The 16,538-nt window shown below is 65.0% G+C and carries 20 protein-coding genes; 7 read left to right on the top strand and 13 right to left on the bottom strand.

The window, feature by feature from the left end:
- Window positions 1-129: 129 nt before the first annotated feature.
- From I2H31_RS20765 to I2H31_RS20740, 6 genes are all read right to left on the bottom strand, one after another.
- Window positions 130-1,767, bottom strand: coding sequence for an NAD(P)-binding protein (locus I2H31_RS20765; protein ID WP_196294976.1), 1,638 nt, complete (start codon window positions 1,765-1,767; stop codon window positions 130-132).
- A gap of 185 nt (window positions 1,768-1,952) precedes the next feature.
- The gene (locus I2H31_RS20760) at window positions 1,953-3,509 is read right to left on the bottom strand and encodes a polyamine aminopropyltransferase (RefSeq protein ID WP_196294975.1); all 1,557 of its coding nucleotides are present in this window, start codon (window positions 3,507-3,509) and stop codon (window positions 1,953-1,955) included.
- Window positions 3,502-3,717, bottom strand: a complete 216-nt coding sequence (locus tag I2H31_RS20755; RefSeq protein WP_196294974.1) for a DUF350 domain-containing protein — start codon at window positions 3,715-3,717, stop codon at window positions 3,502-3,504. The genes I2H31_RS20760 and I2H31_RS20755 overlap by 8 nt, the downstream gene beginning before the upstream one ends.
- Before the next feature lie 12 nt (window positions 3,718-3,729).
- A complete protein-coding gene (locus tag I2H31_RS20750) occupies window positions 3,730-3,930 on the bottom strand; it encodes a hypothetical protein (RefSeq protein ID WP_196294973.1) in 201 nt (66 codons plus the stop codon).
- 13 nt (window positions 3,931-3,943) lie between these two features.
- Complete coding sequence (locus I2H31_RS20745) at window positions 3,944-5,227, bottom strand: DUF4178 domain-containing protein (protein ID WP_196294972.1); 1,284 nt, start codon at window positions 5,225-5,227, stop codon at window positions 3,944-3,946.
- Window positions 5,224-5,592, bottom strand: a complete 369-nt coding sequence (locus I2H31_RS20740) for an S-adenosylmethionine decarboxylase family protein (protein ID WP_196294971.1) — start codon at window positions 5,590-5,592, stop codon at window positions 5,224-5,226. Before I2H31_RS20740 ends, I2H31_RS20745 begins: the two co-directional genes overlap by 4 nt.
- A 192-nt stretch (window positions 5,593-5,784) precedes the next feature.
- On the opposite strand from I2H31_RS20740, the gene I2H31_RS20735 reads away from it, so the two are divergent.
- Window positions 5,785-6,675, top strand: coding sequence for a DUF6929 family protein (locus I2H31_RS20735; RefSeq protein WP_196294970.1), 891 nt, complete (start codon window positions 5,785-5,787; stop codon window positions 6,673-6,675).
- Between the two features lie 14 nt (window positions 6,676-6,689).
- Here the strand turns inward: I2H31_RS20735 and I2H31_RS20730 are convergent, their stop codons facing one another.
- Window positions 6,690-7,091 (bottom strand): hypothetical protein, encoded by a 402-nt coding sequence (locus I2H31_RS20730; protein ID WP_196294969.1) that lies wholly within the window; start codon window positions 7,089-7,091, stop codon window positions 6,690-6,692.
- A 214-nt stretch (window positions 7,092-7,305) separates the two neighbouring features.
- Here I2H31_RS20730 and I2H31_RS20725 point away from each other — a divergent pair, with 214 nt between their 5' ends.
- Together I2H31_RS20725 and I2H31_RS20720 are read left to right on the top strand one after the other, a co-directional pair.
- Complete coding sequence (locus I2H31_RS20725; RefSeq protein WP_196294968.1) at window positions 7,306-7,731, top strand: hypothetical protein; 426 nt, start codon at window positions 7,306-7,308, stop codon at window positions 7,729-7,731.
- A gap of 179 nt (window positions 7,732-7,910) precedes the next feature.
- On the top strand, window positions 7,911-8,978 hold the full coding sequence (locus tag I2H31_RS20720) for a cobalamin B12-binding domain-containing protein (protein WP_196294967.1): 1,068 nt from the start codon (window positions 7,911-7,913) through the stop codon (window positions 8,976-8,978).
- Between the two features lie 160 nt (window positions 8,979-9,138).
- Here the strand turns inward: I2H31_RS20720 and I2H31_RS20715 are convergent, their stop codons facing one another.
- The gene (locus I2H31_RS20715; protein WP_196294966.1) at window positions 9,139-10,275 is read right to left on the bottom strand and encodes an AI-2E family transporter; all 1,137 of its coding nucleotides are present in this window, start codon (window positions 10,273-10,275) and stop codon (window positions 9,139-9,141) included.
- Between the two features lie 222 nt (window positions 10,276-10,497).
- Complete coding sequence (locus I2H31_RS20710) at window positions 10,498-11,691, bottom strand: lactonase family protein (protein WP_196294965.1); 1,194 nt, start codon at window positions 11,689-11,691, stop codon at window positions 10,498-10,500.
- A 191-nt stretch (window positions 11,692-11,882) separates the two neighbouring features.
- Here I2H31_RS20710 and I2H31_RS20705 point away from each other — a divergent pair, with 191 nt between their 5' ends.
- The 4 genes from I2H31_RS20705 (at window position 11,883) to I2H31_RS20690 (ending at window position 14,607) form a co-directional block, all read left to right on the top strand.
- Window positions 11,883-12,833, top strand: a complete 951-nt coding sequence (locus I2H31_RS20705; protein ID WP_196294964.1) for a helix-turn-helix domain-containing protein — start codon at window positions 11,883-11,885, stop codon at window positions 12,831-12,833.
- A gap of 93 nt (window positions 12,834-12,926) precedes the next feature.
- The gene (locus I2H31_RS20700) at window positions 12,927-13,667 is read left to right on the top strand and encodes an SDR family oxidoreductase (RefSeq protein ID WP_196294963.1); all 741 of its coding nucleotides are present in this window, start codon (window positions 12,927-12,929) and stop codon (window positions 13,665-13,667) included.
- A gap of 95 nt (window positions 13,668-13,762) precedes the next feature.
- Window positions 13,763-13,969, top strand: coding sequence for a hypothetical protein (locus I2H31_RS20695; RefSeq protein WP_196294962.1), 207 nt, complete (start codon window positions 13,763-13,765; stop codon window positions 13,967-13,969).
- A gap of 242 nt (window positions 13,970-14,211) precedes the next feature.
- On the top strand, window positions 14,212-14,607 hold the full coding sequence (locus I2H31_RS20690) for an SRPBCC family protein (RefSeq protein WP_196294961.1): 396 nt from the start codon (window positions 14,212-14,214) through the stop codon (window positions 14,605-14,607).
- Window positions 14,608-14,635: 28 nt separating this feature from the next.
- Here the strand turns inward: I2H31_RS20690 and I2H31_RS20685 are convergent, their stop codons facing one another.
- The 4 genes from I2H31_RS20685 to I2H31_RS20670 all read right to left on the bottom strand — a co-directional run bounded on the left by I2H31_RS20685 (window position 14,636) and on the right by I2H31_RS20670 (window position 16,439).
- Entirely contained in the window at window positions 14,636-15,193 is a 558-nt protein-coding gene (locus I2H31_RS20685) for a hypothetical protein (RefSeq protein ID WP_196294960.1), read from the bottom strand.
- Window positions 15,194-15,229: 36 nt separating this feature from the next.
- Window positions 15,230-15,517 (bottom strand): hypothetical protein, encoded by a 288-nt coding sequence (locus I2H31_RS20680; protein ID WP_196294959.1) that lies wholly within the window; start codon window positions 15,515-15,517, stop codon window positions 15,230-15,232.
- 153 nt (window positions 15,518-15,670) lie between these two features.
- Window positions 15,671-16,045: a hypothetical protein gene (locus tag I2H31_RS20675; protein ID WP_196294958.1), complete on the bottom strand. Its 375-nt coding sequence runs from the start codon at window positions 16,043-16,045 to the stop codon at window positions 15,671-15,673.
- 103 nt (window positions 16,046-16,148) lie between these two features.
- Window positions 16,149-16,439, bottom strand: a complete 291-nt coding sequence (locus I2H31_RS20670; protein WP_196294957.1) for a hypothetical protein — start codon at window positions 16,437-16,439, stop codon at window positions 16,149-16,151.
- Between the last annotated feature and the right edge of the window lie 99 nt (window positions 16,440-16,538).

The following is a 16,538-nucleotide window of genomic DNA, read 5'->3' as shown; positions in this document are numbered from 1 at the left end:
GGAATGATATTAAAAGAGCGTCATGCCGAGCGCAGCGAAGCATCTTTACCGCTTCACCTGACGCCGGAACCTCACCCCCGGCCCCTCTCCTTGGGGAGAGGGGAGCCAGGCGAAGCATGACGTTTCTGCTTAGCTTGATTTCGTTGTTTCCAGGATTTCCCGGGCGGCGCGGATGCCCTGGTAAAACCCTTCCTCAAAAATAGATATGCCGCTAAAATCAGTGTGGGCGAAGAAAATACGGTTGCGGACCGGCTGCATGGCGGCCTGCCGGGCGGTGCCCCACACCAGGCCGGGCGTGGGCGCCACCATGCCGTGCCCCCACACCCACAAGTCGGCGTGCTGGATGTAGGGCGTCACGCCGGGGTGGTAGGTTTCGAGCTCGGCCACCACGCGCGGCAGCCACTCGGTGTAAGGCGTTTGGTAGGCCCGGCGCCGGGCGGGGCCGGGTGCTTCGTCGGTCAGCGGCCAATACAGGGTGATGACTTTGGGCGCGCCATTTTCCTGCTGCACCGACTGCTGCGTGGCGTTGATGTAGCCCAGCGAGGCGCTGCCGTAGCGCACGTTGTCCCAGCTCAGGGGGCGGCCGGGGCCCTGGGGCAGGCCGGCCACGGTGAGGTTGGCAATGAGCCAGGGCGCGTGGTGCAGGGAGCCCGCCGGGGGCAGGGCGTGGCCGGGCACCTGGGCCAGCAGCCGCTGGGCCACGTGCTGCGGGGTGGCCAGCAGCACCCGGCGCGCCCGCACCCGCGTGCTCTGGCGGGTGGCCACGTTGTGGATGAGCACCTCTACGCCGGTGGGGGTTTCGCGCAGGTCATAAGCCAGGGTGTGGGCCTGCAGGGGCGCGGTGGCGTGGCGCCGCAGGTGTTCCGTCAGAAAATGGTTGCCCTCGGGCCAGGTCAGCACGTCGCCGCCGGTGGCGTTGTGGGCGCGGCCCTTGCGGCTGGCGAAGTAGTGCAGGCCCGCCCAGGCCGAGACTTGCGAAGCCAGGGCGCCGTAGTCGTCGCGACAGGCGTAGTCGAGGTACCAGCGCAGGGGCCGGGCGGTGAAGCCTTCGCGGGTCAGGTAGTCGGCAAAGGAAAGCTGGTCGAGCCGGCGGTATTCAGCGTCGGCCGAAGCGTGGTCGAGCGGAATGCAGAAGGCGTCGCGCCCGTCGTGCCCTTTCGCGGTTTTGAGGGTTTCAATCAGCTTAAAAAACCGGGCAAACTGCGCCTGCTCCGCGGCCGTGAGGTTGAGGTTGGGTACCAGCCCGTCCTGCCAGTGCCCGTCGAGGCTGAGCCGCTCGTCGGGGTCGTGGCACAGGTGGTAGTCGTTGTAGATGGGCAGCCCATCGGGCCCATAGCCGGTGAGCGTGCCGACTTCCTGCAAAAAGTCCAGCAGCTCCACGTTGCGCACGTCGGGCACCGGCAGGTAGTGGGCGCCCCAGGGGTAGGCCGACGCCGCGTTGTGGCCCGCGGCAGCATTGCCGCCGGTTTCGGCCGCCAGCTCCACCAGCAGCGTGTCCGTCAGCCCGTGGCGGTGCAGCCAGCGCCGCGCCGCCAGCCCCGCCACGCCCCCGCCAACGATGAGCGCATCGGTTTCAATGGTTTGGGTGGGAGCGGGGATGCGGCCGGGGTCGCGCAGCAGGTGGCCGGTGGCGGCATCGGCCCCTAGCATCCGGCCTTTGATGTGCGCCAGCGGGTTGCCGGGCGCGCAGCCGGGCAGGGCCGGGAGCAGCAGCGCGCCGGTGAGGGCCGCGCCGCTTTGAGCCAGAAAGGTGCGACGGGTGGGCATGAGGGGAAGAAGGGAAGCGGGAAAGAGGGAAGAGGGACGGTCAGCAAAAGCAAAAAAGAGCGTCATGCCGAGCGCAGCGAAGCATCTTTACCGCCACCACTGATTCAATCATAAGAGTTTACTGGTGGCGGGCAAGATGCTTCGCTGCGCTCGGCATGACGGTTTGGCATCGCCCACCGTCAATGTCAATGCACATACGGCCCCCAGTCTTCCTCAAAATACCGCACCAGCGCTTGGTTATTCAGCTGGTTTACTTCGGTGGGCACTTCGCTCATGTCGGGCGGGAAGCGCAGCATGTCGTGAATGGTGCCGGGCGTGATGTAGCGCAGCCCGGCCGGCAGCGGGCCGGCGTCGCCGCGCCACTGGGCATCGGGGCCGGCCAGCACGTAGCCCCACTCGCCGAACGAGGGCACGTAGAGGTGGTAGGGCACCGTGTGCAGGCCCACGGCGGCCAGCGTGTGCGCCACGCACCAAAAAGACTGCCGGGCCAGATAAGGCGAGGTGCTTTGGACCACCATGCGGCCGCCGGGCGCCAGCCGCCGGGCCAGCGCCGTGTAGAAAGCCGCCGAATACAATTTGCCGATGGAGTAGTTGCCCGGGTCCGGGAAGTCGACGATGATGGCGTCGTAGCGGGTGGTGTCCTGGCGCACCCACTGGTAGGCATCGGCGTTGAGCACCTGCACTTTGGGGTTGTTCAGGGAGCCTTTGTTGAGGGCCAGCAGCAGTTCGTTGTGCCGGAACAGCCGGGTCATGCCGGGGTCGAGGTCAACCAGGCGAATCTGCTCAAGGCGAGGGTATTTCAGCAGCTCGCGCACGGCCAGGCCGTCGCCGCCGCCCAGCACCAGCACGCGCCGGGCCCGGGGCAGCGCCTGCAGCAGCGGGTGCACCAGCGCCTCGTGGTAGCGGTACTCGTCGGCAGAGCTGAACTGCAGGTTGCCGTTCAGGAACAGGCGCAGCTCGCGCGGGTTGCGGGTGAGCACAATGCGCTGGTAGGGCGTCGATTTGGAGTAAATCACCTGGTCCTGGAAGGCCAGCGTTTCGGTGTAGGCCAGCAGCTTGTTGGCGAAGCCGAACAGCACGGCCAGCCCCAGCAGCGCCGCCGCTATGCCGGTGGCAAAGCGCCGCCGGTAGGGCCGCGTTTCGGGGAAGCGGGCCAGCACCACGGCGGCCACCGCCAGGTTCAGCCCCCCAAACAGCACCGACGTGCGAATGAGCCCCAGCTGCGGCACCAGCACCAGCGGGAATATCAGCGAAGCCAGCAGCGCGCCCACGTAATCGACGGCAAACACGCGCGCCACCAGGTCTTTGAACATGTAGCGGTGCTCCAGAATCCGCATCAGCAGTGGGATTTCGAGGCCCACGAGCACGCCGGTGAGGCCCACCAGCGCGTAGAGCAGCAGCCGGAACGAGGCCACGTACTCGAACGACACGAACAGCAGCGGCGCCATGCACCCGCCCACGATGCCCACCAGAATTTCGAGCCGGATAAACCAGCGCAGCAGCGAGCCGCCCAGGTACTTCGACAGCCACGAGCCGATGCCCATGGCAAAGAGGTAGGCCCCGATGATGGTCGAAAACTGCGTCACCGAGTCGCCCAGCAGGTAGGAGGCCAGGGTGCCGGCAATCAGCTCATAAATCAGCCCGCAGGTGGCAATGACGGCCACCGCCACCAGCAGCAGGCCCGGCGGCTGGCGCTGCACCGCGGGCGCCGCCACGGCCGGCGCTACTTCGGTGTCAACCATGAATGGCGGCGCTGATGATGAGGGCCACGGCCAGCATAAACGCCGCGCCCAGAATGGCCAGCGCCGTGTTGTGGTCCTCGATGATTTCCTTGCGCAAGGTGCCCGGCGTCAGCTTGTTAAAAACATAAAAGCTGACCACCAGGATGAAGATGCCGAGCAGCGAATAGACAATGGACGCCGTGAAAGCCTTGGGGTTGAGGTATTCCATGAGTTGAAAAGGTTACTTGTGATAAAAGCGGGCGTGGCCGATGGTGCTGCGGCCGCTGGCGCCGCCCGCAGTCAGCGTTTCGGTGCTCTCGTTGTCGTCGCCGAGCAGGCGCGTGCCGGTGGCCGCGCCCCAGGCAAACCAGCCCAGCGGCAGCAGCAGCAGCAGGGCGTAGAAGCGCACCGGGCGCAGAAATTTCAGCAGGTTTTCGAGCATGAAGCAGGGGCGCTTATTCGGTGGCGTAGGGGTTGTAGTCGCTGTTGGCCCAGCGGCGGCGCTCGTGCCGGGAGCGGCGGAACACCTGCACCATGGGCAGGAGCAGCACCAGCCCGGCCACCACAAAAAAGTTCGAGGGCAGCGCCGGGTCGGCCCACACCGTCACCTGCAGCTCGGGCGTGACGCCTTTTTCGGTGAAGGGGTAGAAGTTGAGGTGGTAGCGCCCGGCCGGCACCCGCGAGAGCACGGCGTCGGCGTCGCGGCCGCCTTCCACCCAGCTTTCGCCGCCTTCCACGCCGCTGTAAAACTCAATGTTCTTGGTGAACTCGAAGCCCTGGCCGGTTTGCTCGTTCACCAGGCTCACGGGCAACTCCAGCCACTGGTTGCTCAGGCTGGCCGTCAGGTCCACCTGCAGAGCCGCCTGGTGGTCGAGGGTAAACGAGGGCGATACCAGCACGCGGCCGGTGCCGGGCGCCGCCGTGGTATCGGGCACTACCTGAATGGTTTGGCTAAGCAGCGGCTTGCCGGTGCGCACCACCAGCACCAGCTGCATGGCCAGCAGCGCGGCCAGCACCAGGCCCGTCAGGGCCCACAGTGCCCCCCAGCTTTTGCTGCCGGGGGCGGGCTCCACGGCGCCCGTGCCGTACTGCGAAGGCAGCGCGCTCCGGCTGATGTGGAAGGCTTCGGCCACTTCCTGGGGCGCCACGTGCCGGCCGCGGTACCAGTTTTTCTCGTTGCCGCGCTGCTCCTGCACCAGGAGGTAGGGCGGCTTGATGTATTCGGTGACGTGCAGGTTGCTGTCGGTTTCGATGTCCCAGTCGAACTCGCCCAGCGCCCAGTTGACGCGCGACTGGTATTTGTTGAACAGCTTGAAATCGGGCAACTTGTACTCCTCGCGGTCGGCGTCCTGTTTGCTGGCGGCCCAAATCAGCGTCCAGTGCCCGTCAAACTCGGCCAGCTGGGCGTACTGCCTGGTTCCGGCCTCGAAAAGCTGGTACTCGCGCCAACTGTACTGCGGGTGATTCGCCTCGCGGCGCGACACCACCCCCACCACGCGGAACATGCGGCCCAGGAGCGTGCCCACGGCGCCAATGGGAAGGGCGGGGGACGTGCGCGGCGCCTGGTCGTACTTGCCAAACACTTTGGGCTTTTCCTCGCCCGACCATTGGAAGTAGGTGTGGCAGTTCGGGCAGGCGTAGTATTCGCTGCCTTCCACGTCGTAGTACGTGATGCTGGTGCCGCACGCGGGGCAGTTCAGTTGGGCCGATTCGGGCCGGGGAGTAGCGGTTGCGCTCATCGGCGGACTTCGGTTTTGGCTTGCTCGGTGCCCTCAAAAAACGCCAGTGTGGCCGCGTAGATGCCGCGCACCTTGTCGGCGTTGTCGCGCCGGAAATTCGACAGAAACACGTCGAACGTGGCCAGCCCGTGCTCGGGCCAGGTGTGAATGCTCAGGTGCGACTCGGTGAGGGCCAGCACGGCCGTGAAGCCGCCCGCGCCGTTCGCATCGGCCGGAAACGTGTGGTAGGCTTCGCCCACTTTTTCCAGCCCGAAGGCCAGCACCTGGGCATCGAAAAAGGCGCGGCAGGCAGCGGCGCCGCGCAGGGCGGCGGGCGGCGCGGCAAACGTGGCCAGAATGTGCAAGCCGGGGGAGTAGGGGGGCACGGGGTGGGGCATCGCGGCAGCAAGATAACAAGCGAAAGGTTGCGCACTATAAAGGGAGTGCACTATATCGTCCAATACCGCTTCGCCATTACGCCCGCTGCTGCCCAAGCCCTTCTGGCCCGGGGCAGCCAACTTTGGCGCTTTGCGTAAACCGGCTAGCGCCGCCCGTCGTGGTTTTCCGTTTGCTTGCTCATGACCGCCACCATCCTTTCCGAAACTGCCATGCCGGGCCTGCCGTCCGCCTCGGGTATTGAAATCGTGGGGCCGACGGCCTATGTGATTGGCGACGACTCAGCCAGCTTGCACGTGCTGGACGCTGCTACGCTGGCGCCGTTGGGCCGCCGCCGGCTCTTCGATGCCCCCGCCAGCGGGCCAGCGCGCCTCCCCAAAGCCACCAAGCCCGACCTGGAGTGCATGGCCGCCCTGCGCTGGCCCGACGGCCGCGCCGGCCTGCTGCTGCTGGGCTCGGGCAGCCTGCCCACCCGCGCCCGGGGCTGGTTTGTGCCCACCGATGCCGCGGCCGCGCCCGAGGAACTGAATCTGGCCCCGCTCTACGCCCTGCTGCCGCCCCACCTGCCGCCCGGCGCGGCCCTCAACCTGGAAGCGGCCGCCACCTCGGCCACCGAGCTGCTGCTGTTTCAGCGCACGGTGGGGCGGGCCGATGCGGCGCTGCTGTTCCGGCTGCCGCTGGCCGCCGCGCTCCGCTTTGTGCGGGGCGGCGGCCCGGCGCCCGCGGTGCAGCCGCTGCGGTTTGAGCTGCCGGAAATTAACGGCCGGTCCGCCGGGTTTTCCGGGGCCACGTTTGCCGACGGCCTGCTGTTCGTCAGCGCTTCGGTGGAAGACACGGCCGATGCCGTGCTCGACGGGGCGGTGCTGGGCTCATTCGTGGGGTTGGTCGATTTGGAGACGCAACAGGCGGCGTTCGGGCTGCTGGCCTGGCGCGACGGCCGCGCCTACCGCGGCAAGGTGGAGGGCCTGGCCGTGCGCCGGGCCGTGGGGCGGCGCCACTGGGAGGTGCTGCTTGTGACCGACGACGACGCGGGCGGCAGCACGGCCGTGGTGGCCGAAATCAACCGGGAATAGACGCGGAGCGACGGCTAGGGCAGTTGTTTCAGCCATTCCACCGCCTCGGCTTCCTCGTCGAACAGCCGGTAGGTGAGGGCCGACTGCTGCGTGTCGTTCATGACCAGGTTCAGCGAGAGCCGGGCGAAAACATCGGCCGGGATGACGATGGCCCCGAAAAGCTCGTAGCCGTCGCTGGCGCTGCTGGCCAGCCAGAATTCGTGAATCCAGGCGCGTTCCTCGTCGGTGTACGGGGCCATGTGGCGCTGGTCGGCCAGCATTTTGTGCCACTGGTGGCGGTGCAGCAGCTGGCGGGTGTGGGTGAGGAAGGCCTGAAAGGTGGGCAGGTCGCGGGCGCCAGCGGCGTACTGCACCAGGGCATAGCCGTCGGGGTGTTCGAGCAGGCGGCCCACGGGGTTCTCAAAATATAAACGCATGGACTAATTCATCGCGGTCAACCCGCTGATATATAGAAGCATAAAATAGCAAATGGACTGGGTGGGCAACCGCCCCCAAACCCGGCCTACTTACGCAAGCGCGACGGTTTGGTTGAGAAATAAAAACCCCGGGATTGCGCCGCGGCGCGTAGTTTTGTCGTCGCTCTTTTGCCGGCTTCCGCAGCACTCTTCGGGCCCCTCTACCTTCTTCGCTATGAATACGCTGCCCCGCGCCCAGGAAACCCTGTATTTTCAGAACGCCGCCGGCAAGGTGTACCACCACCCCACAGGCTTCGTGCGGCTGGCCTGGGGGGCCGAGCGCGCGTCGTTTGAAACGGTGAAGGCTTTTTATGAGCAGGTGCTGGCGCTGCTGCTGAACTCGGGCGCCCGCAAAATCCTGTCCGACCACGGGCAGCGCGCGCCGCTCTCGGGCCCCACGCAGGCCTGGCTCACCGAAAACTGGATTCCGCGGGCCATGGCGCAGGCCCGCACCCGCCACTGCGCCATCGTGGAAGGCGCCGACCCGCTGCACCGCCTCTCCACGCAGTCGGTGGTGTCGTCGTCGCCCACGGGATTCATCTTTCAGCGCTTTCCCACGGTGGAAGAGGCGGAAACCTGGCTGCGAAGCGTACAGCCCTAACACCGCTGCACCGTCCGGAAAAAGACGGGTGAGCTGCCCGCTAAGAAAAAGTTCTGCCTCAGCCTCACAGCCTTGGGACGCGGCCGGGTAGACTCGTGTATCCTGCCGGGCCCGGGTTGCGTAGGAGCGGAGTTATTGCCGGAGTCATTCTTTCGTTACCCGAAACCGTTTCCACGCCTTTGCCCACCAACCAAGCGCTGCGCGAGCAGATTGCCCAGCGGCTCTACCAAGAGTTGGGGGCGCTGGCCGAGTCAGCAGCAAAGCAGCTCCCCGTTGCCGCCGACCCCGGGACGGACCTCGCCGACCCCGACCATTCCCCCGACCATCTGCAGCAGCACCTGCTGGCCCTGGCCAACGCCGTGCTGATGAACAGCCCGGCCCTGTTTGAGGGCCACGTGCTGCAGTTCAGCCAGCAGCTGGGCCCCGCGGCCATCACCGAGCAACTTGCCGCCCTGCGTCAGGCCTTGCTGTTGCGCTTCACGGTGGGCGAGTACGTGCTGGTGGCCAGCATTCTGAGCGCGGCCCTGGTTGCCCTGTCGGCCCCGTTGGCGGCCGCGCTGAGCCCGGTGGCCGAAGCGGAGACGAAATCGCCGGAAACCACGCGCTTCGCCTCGCTGACGGCCGACTACCTGACCTTGCTGCTGGCGTCGGACCGCACCGCTGCCCAGCGCCTGCTGCTGGCCGAGGCCGAAGCCGGCACCGACGTGCGCGACCTGTATCTGCACGTGCTGCAGCCCGCCCAGCGCGAGGTGGGCACCCGCTGGCACCGCGGCGAAATCAGCGTGGCCGAGGAGCACTACTGCACGGCCGCCACCGCCGGTGTGATGGCGCAGCTGCAGCCCTATTTCCAGCGCACGCCCCGCAACGGGCGCCGCCTGCTGGCCGCCTGCGTGGCCGGCGACCTGCACACCATCGGCCTGCAAATGGTGGCCGACTTTCTGGAATACGACGGCTGGGACGTGAGCTACCTCGGCGCCAGCACGCCCCTGGACAGCATCCGCCGCATGATAGCCGACCAGGGCGTGAGCCTGGTGCTCACGGCCGCTTCCATGCCGCACCACGTGCCGCTGCTGCGCGAGCTGGTGGAGGCCCTGCGCCGCGACCCCGCCACCCGGCACGTGCGCGTGATGGTGGGCGGCCGGCCCTTCGTGTACGACGCTGACCTGTGGGAGCGCACCGGCGCCGACGCCTGGGCCGCCAGCGCCGACGAGGCCGTGGTGGAGGCCCGGAAGCTGTTCGGGAAGTAGGAAACGAAGGAGGCGTTGAGGCAACTCAAAGGCGGTCATGCCGAGCGCAGCGAAGCATCTTTACCGCAGTCACTAATCCTGTCGATTGGATTGCCATTGCGGTAGAGATGCTTCGCTGCGCTCGGCATGACGTTCTATGTATATCAGTCTTTCTTCAACTCTACCCGACCCCCGGCGCCACCTTTTCTGACTGCTCGGCCTCCTTGGTTGGTGGGTTGATTTTGCGGCCGCGCGGGGTTTCCTCGTCGCCGAGCAGCATGCCCCAGGGCTTGAGGGAGGGGATGCGGTCGAACACGATTTTGAGAATGGCGATGACGGGGAGGGCCAGAAACATGCCCGCCACGCCGCCAATGGCATTGCCCACCAGCACGCCCACGATGGCCACCAAGGCGTTGACCTTGATTTTGGACGCCACGATGCGCGGGATGAGGTAATGGTTGTCAACGAACTGGATGACCATGTAGGCGGCCACCACGGCAATGGCGTGGCCGTAGCCGGGCTTGGTGACGAAAGCCATGAGCACCGGCAGCGCAATAGCAATGAGCCCGCCGATGTAGGGAATGAAGTTCAGCAAAGCGCCCAGTACGCCCAGCAGCAGCCCATACGGCACCCCGATGATGAGCAGCGCCGTGGTGTTGAGCGTGGCCACGATGCTGGCCTCGATGAGCAGGCCCACCATGTAGCTCTGGATGGTGGCCTTGCTTTCGCGCAGCACCTCGGCCACCCGCGAATCCTGCCGGCGGCCGGAGAACACCTGGGTCAGGAAATCGACCAGCCGCCGCTGGTAGAGAAACAGCAGAAAAATGTAGACCGGCAGGAGTGTGACCACCACCGCCAGCCCCGACACCGCCGAGAGCGTGCCGCCCAGCAGCGCCGAGGCCCGGTTGCCGGCCTCGCTCAGGTAGCCCTGCAGTTTCTGGTCGCTCACGCCGAAGCGCGTTTGCAGCCACTGGTGCACCTGGACGGTGGTTTCGGCAAACTTCTTCTTGAACAGCGGCATCTGGCTGGAAAGCTGCGAGGCTTCGACGTACACGAAGTAGAGCACGCCCAGCAGGGCCGTCACGCCCAGCACCACCGTGAGCGTGATGGCCAGCAGCTTGGGCACCCGGTGGCGCAGCAGCCACTGCTCTACGGGGTGCAGCATGATGGCGAAAATGGCCGCGAAAAACAGCGGAAAGATGATTTCGCTGGCCACGTGAATGGTGAACACGGCCAGGGCCAGCCCCAGCAGTATCAGCGGCAGTTTCACGTAGAGCGGGAATTGCAGCTCGCGGGAGGGTTCGTAAGGGTCGGGCATTGCCGAAAGGAATGAGGGCCAGCCAGCGGGGCGCAGGTTGGCAGGTATGCCCCGCTTACGAGTGGCAACGAAGCGCGTTGCCAGGCCAACGGGAATACAGAATTAACTATCACGCCGAGCGCCAGCGAAGCAGCTTTACCGTGGAAGTAAATAATTACTACTGCGGGTAAGCTGCTTTGCTGGCGCTCGGCATGACGTTCTTCCGGCTCCGTATTCCTGGCTTTACCGCGTGAAATCCTCCACCACCTGCACGAACATGGGCGAGGGCACCTCCACGGTTTGGCCGGTGGGAATGAGCAGGCCGGTTTGCCGGTCGACGCGGAAGGTGACCACGTTGTTGGAATTCTGATTGGCCACCAGCAGCAGGCGGCCCGAGGGCGTGAGGCTGAAGTTGCGCGGCGTGCTGCCCTGCGTGTTCACGTGCTGAATGGGGGCCAGCGTGCCGTTGGAAGTGTCGATGGCGAAGACGGCGATGCTGTTGTGGCCCCGGTTGGAAGCGTAGAGGAACAGGCCGTCGGGCGAAATGTGGATGTCGGCGCCGGAGTTTTGGGCGGTGAAACCTTTGGGCAGCGTGCTCACCGTCTGCAGCTCCCGAAACTTGCCGGCCGCGGCGTCATACGCCAGCGCCGTCACGGTCGAGTTCAGCTCGTTAATCAAATACGCCTGCTTGCCGTTGGGGTGGAAGACGAGGTGGCGCGGCCCGGCGCCGGGCGCGGCCTTGAAGGCGGGCTCGGGCAGGCGCGTGAGCTGGCCCTGGGTGGCGCCGAGGCGGTAGGCCACCACCTGGTCGGTGCCCAGGTCCACGGCGAAGGCGTAGGTGTTGGCCGGGTCCGGAATGATGCAGTGGGCGTGGGGGCCGTTTTGGTTTTTGTGGGGGCCGGAGCCCTGGTGCTGGTCGGTGGCGGTGGGGGCGGCCAGCTGGCCGTTGGGCGCCAGGGGCAGCAGGGCCACGTTGCCGCCCACGTAGTTGGCCACCAGGGCCGCCTTTTCGGAGCGGTCGAGGCTGATGTAGCAGGGCGAGGCACCGGTGGACGGCTGCTGGTTGAACAGGGTAAGGCCACCGGTGCGCGGGTCCACCGCCAGGGCGCTCACCCCGCCGCCTTTGGCCCCTTGAAACGTCTGCGTCTCGCTCACCGCGTACATGAACTTGCGCCCCGCGGGCATGGTGAGGTAGGTGGGGCTGGCCCCGCCCCGGTACGCGCCGACGGGCGTGAGGATGCCCGTAGCCGGCGCGAGGCGGTAGAGGTAAATCGAGTTTTCCTGCTCCGAAGCCACGTTGGTGCCGATGTACACTAGGTAGTCGCGCGAAGCGGTGCCGGTGGCCTTGCGCGCGCACCCGCCCAGCAAGGTGGCCGCGGCTAGCAGGCCCAGCCCGCACAGGGGCAGAAAATAACGGAAACGAGCAGTAAGCATCATCGGAGAGGGAAGCGGAGTAAGGCTGCAAAAGTGCACAATTCAGGCGAGCCGTGCCGGATACCATACGGCAAAGGTCCGGAAAGCAGTTGCTTTCGCAGCGGGAGCGGCTTGGCGCTGGCTCCGAAAAGCACGGACGCCACAGTTTCGGTTTCAGAAGGGGTGCCTTTGGTTTGATTTGCTTATGTTTGGGCATGCCTTTGCCTTCCCCGCTATCCGATTTGCCAGCCCTGAGCCAGGCGGAAGCCCCCGCCGCCAGCCCGCTGCCGGCCATCGTCGCCTCGGGCTCATTCAACGTGTACGCCCGCGAGCAGTTCAGCACCCGCAAGCTCACGTTTGGGCGGCGCGACTACTACAAGATTTCGCTGCTCACCGGCAGCAGCCGCTACAACTACGCCACCCGCGGCGTGCTCATCGACCGGCCCGCGCTGGTGTTCTCCAACCCGCTGATTCCCTATTCCTGGGAGCCCGTTTCGGCGGAGCAGGGCGGCTACCTGTGCATGTTCACCGAGGAGTTCCTCATCGTGAACGACCGCGCCGCCAGCCTGCAGGAGTCGCCGCTGTTCCGGCTCGGCTCCGACCCGGTGTACCTCGTGAACGAGACGCAGTACGCCGACCTCAGCTACTTCTTTCGCAAGATGTTGGAGGAGTTAAGCTCGGGCTATGTTTTCCGGCAGGAAGTCATCCGCAACTACCTCAACCTGCTCATTCACGAGGCCCTGAAGCTGCAGCCCCAGGCCAGCTACTACCAGCACCCCAACGCCGCCACGCGCATCGCGGTCCTGTTTCAGGGCTTGCTGGAGCGGCAGTTTCCCATCGACTCGCCCGCCCACGGGCTGCAGCTGCGCACCCCCGGCGACTTTGCCCGCCAGCTCTCGGTGCACGTCAACCACCTCAACCGGGCCGTGCGCGAGCTCACCGGCAAGCCCACTTCCGCGCACATCGCCGAGCGCCTCATCACCGAAGCCAAGGCCCTGCTGATGCACACGAGCTGGAGCACCGCCGGAATCGCCTACGCCCTGGGCTTCGAATACCCCACGTATTTCAACAACTTCTTCAAAAAGCAAACCGGCACCACGCCCTCGGCTCTGCGCGCCTTATTCAACCAGCGCCAGGCGGCCGCTGCTCCGCCGCCGGTGGTTTGAATTTCTTACACTTTCGTTTGAATCCCGTTATGGGCCCGGGGCCTGGCGGGGGACTTTTGTGTTGTTCAATCAACGCAACGTTAAACCCTCCCCATGAAACACGCCCTCATCACCGGCGCCAACAAAAGCATTGGCTTCGAAACCGCCCGTCAGCTTCTACAACAAGGTTTTTACGTGTACCTCGGCAGCCGCCAGCTTGAAAACGGCCAGCAGGCCGTGGCCCAGCTGCACGCCGAAGGCCTTTCCCAGGTCGAGCCCGTTCAGCTCGACGTCACCGACCGCACCTCCGTGCAGGCCGCCCGGCAAGCCATCGGTCAGAAAACCAGCGTCCTCGACGTGCTCATCAACAACGCCGGCATCAGCGGCGGGGGCGTGCCCCAAACCGCCATTGGCACCGACGTGGCCGTGTTCAAAGAGGTGTTCGACACCAACCTGTTCGGCGTGGTGCAAACCACGCAGGCCTTCCTCGACCTGCTGCGCGCCTCGGCTGCGCCGCGCATCGTGAACGTGACCTCGGGCCTGGGCTCGGTGAGTTTGAACGCTGACCCGGCCTGGAAATACTACGCCGTGAAGACGGCCGCCTACGGCTCGTCGAAGGCCGCGCTCAACATGTACACCATCGTGCTGGCCTACGAGCTGCGCGACACCCCCTTCAAAGTAAACGCCGTGGACCCCGGCTACACCGCCACCGATTTCAACCATCACAGCGGCCCCGGCAGCGTGCCCGATGCCGCCGCCCGCGTGGTAAAAGCTGCCCTGATGACTCCAGATGGCCCCACCGGCCAGTTTTTCAGCGACGATAACGCCCCGGAAACGGGCATCAGCCCCTGGTAGCTGGCGGCCCGCGCGGTGCCAGGCACCTGCCGGGCTGCAGTGGTCTTCATTCCGGCAGCCCCCTACCTTAGCCGCCGCTTTTCAACGAAATCGCAGTGTTTGGCCTGGCTTCTGTCTTTTTCGCCCTTGTTGCACTAGTGGCTTTAATTGTGCTTGGCGCGGCCATTGTGTCGATTTTTGAAACGGTGAAAAACCAGGCCAGCCGTCGCGTCGAGCGCGTGTTGGGCGGGGCACTGCTGCTGGTTCTGGCAACGGTCTTTGGGAGCTTGCTGCTGATTACGATAGCGCTGGCTGTGCTCTGAAACCGCCTGGCCCGCAACCAAAAAGCCTGCGCGATGAGTGCGGGCTTTTTGGGTAAAGCAGCGGCCGCCCTGCCACTGTGTGCCCAGCGCGGCCGAGGCAAGCCAGCTGCGTGGGGGAGGGGCCCAGCTTGAACAGCGAGGCAGCTGCTTCCGCGCCAGTGACGACGCAGCACCGTGGCTTTTAAATACATTTGGGTTCCAGCTGGCCATTCATTGCCGGCAGCAACAACATCCTCGCTTTTATGGCCAGCACCGTTACCAAAACCATCAACATCCAGGCCAGCCCCGCGCGGGTGTGGGATTTCCTCAACGACTTGGCCAATTGGCCCCAATGGGCCATTCATAACGTTTTCAGCGCGGTGCCCGGGCCGGACGGGTACTGGCTCATGGAAGGCCCCCGGGGCACCCAGCAGGTCAAGATGCTCTCGAACAAAGAATTCGGCATTCTGGACCAGGAGTTCCGTGACCCGGTGGAAGGCAACTGGCTGGTGCCCTGCCGGGTGGTGGCGGGCAGCGAGGGCGCGCACTTTATGATGAGCTTCACCAAGCCGGCCGAGATGCCGGAGGAGCCGTTTTATCAGGCCGTGCAAGTGATTGAGCAGGAAATGGCCAAGCTCAAAGAAGTGCTGGAGAATTGATTTAATCGAAGCCTTGAGCCTGAATGGCCTACCGCCCCACCCCGCCAAGCGCCGCAATCAGCCCCACGACGAAGCCGCCGATGGTGGCCATTCCCGAAACGAGCAACAGCAGTACCAGGGGCAGCGTTTTGCCGGCCGTGGAGGGCAGGATGCTCAGCTTGTCGCCGAGGTGGAACTGGGTGGTGCCGTGGTTGAGGAGTTCGTATTCGCCCGGCGCGTCGGCCACGAAATCGGCAATGCGCAGGGTGGTGTCGCCGCTCATGTTGGTGCGCTTGGTCATGCTCCAGAGGCTGGGCTCCAGGCGTTGCACCGGCCCGTCGGGCAGCCGGCGCACCTGCAGCTCGACTTCGGGCAGCTTGAAATAGCTGCCCCAGCGCCCGGGGCGGGTGCAGGACACCTCGAAGGCGCCCGCCGCCGTGAGCGTGAAGCGAAACGCGGCCTGGTCGGCCGGCACGGTGAAGTAGTTGGCGTCCGGATTGAACATTCGGCTGGCCCAGCCGATGCCGCGCCCCAGCCCGTAAATTCCTAACACAAAAGCCGCCCCGCAGGGCCAGGCCAGCCAGACGGGCAAAGTAGCAGCAGGCATAAAAGACGGTGGGATTTAACGCTGGAAAAAGGATTTTCAGGGTCGGGGAGTGCCGTACTTGGCATACACCAGATACGCATTCATGAAAAGCATAAAGATGCCGGGGGCCAGCATCCAGTAGCTCTGAGTTACTAATTCAAGGGAAACGAACGTTCGGACAACGACCTGGTGCACAAAGAGAACCAGCAGGAATAGCAGCAAGGTAATCAGTGACTTCGACTTATAGAAGGCATAAGTAAACGCTATTTCCAGCAACAGCACCAGCACGCTGACGCCGCCGACCACAAAAGTGAAGAACGTTTCAAAACCGACGTCGAGCAGCATATGCAAGGGCAGCTAAAAGGAAACCAATGATACAACCAACCCTTCCTTCTGCGGCCCGGCCGGTGGTTGCGCCGCCGCCGGCTGAAAGCGCAAAGCCCCGCGCCGGTGAGACGCGGGGCTTTGCGGTGCGGCTGTAGCCAGCGCCGGCCAGAGCTACTTTTTGGCGAAGCCCAGGGCCAGCACGGCGGGCAGGTCGGCGGGGCTCACGGTGGCTTCCAGCACCAGGCCGGTGGGGCACGTGCAGGCGGCGCAGACGGCCGGCGGCCCCGCGACGCTGGCCTGGGGCTGGTTCAGGGTGAGGCCCTGCTGGGCGAGGTAGGCCTGCGCCTTGGCCACGAGCTGCTGGGTGCCCTGGGCCTGGCCCCAACGGTCGTTGCACTGGGTTTGGGCGTAAGTCACGGCCACCAGGTCCTGTTTCTGGGCCGGTTCGGGCTGGATTTCGTCTTTTTTGCCGGTGCAGCTCACGGCCGCGAAGGCGCAGAGGCCGCTGAGCAGCCAGGTAGCGAGGCGAGTGGGTTTCCGTTTCATTGAGCAGGGGTTTAAGGGGTTCAGGGCGTTGACCGGCCGCGCCCGGCCGGGGTTGCGTGGGGCAAGTTGTTTTTGGGCACCCCCCGGCCCATTCCCCGAGCCATCAACAATCAAGCTCCCCGTCGCTGAAACCGCTTAGCGCGGGCCCGCCGTCAATGGCGCTGTTAAATTCTTCAGCAAGGGCCCTCAGACCCGGGTTGCTCGACAAAATAGTCGTGAATACCCCGGCTGTTTCCGGGCCGCGCACCAGGATTATTTTCCCCGGATAAATCTGCTCTAAAGTGGCGGCAATGCGAGCCGGGTTTTTCAGCTGCTCAAAGTTCGCGCGATTGATAATGCCAAAATGCATGGAATGGCCTTTGAACGACAGGTTTATAAATCGGTAGAAAGCCATTGGTCGTTCTTGATTAATTAGTTAGGTTGCACGGACAATTAACGAAGCCACCACAGGGCTGAAACGAAGTGCACCATTCCCAGAAAGCTGCTAGCCGTT

The sequence above is a fragment of the Hymenobacter ruricola genome (assembly GCF_015694525.1).
Classification (GTDB): domain Bacteria; phylum Bacteroidota; class Bacteroidia; order Cytophagales; family Hymenobacteraceae; genus Hymenobacter; species Hymenobacter ruricola.
The sequence above is the reverse complement of the archived record's forward strand: the minus strand, read 5'-3'. Positions and strand labels throughout refer to the sequence as shown.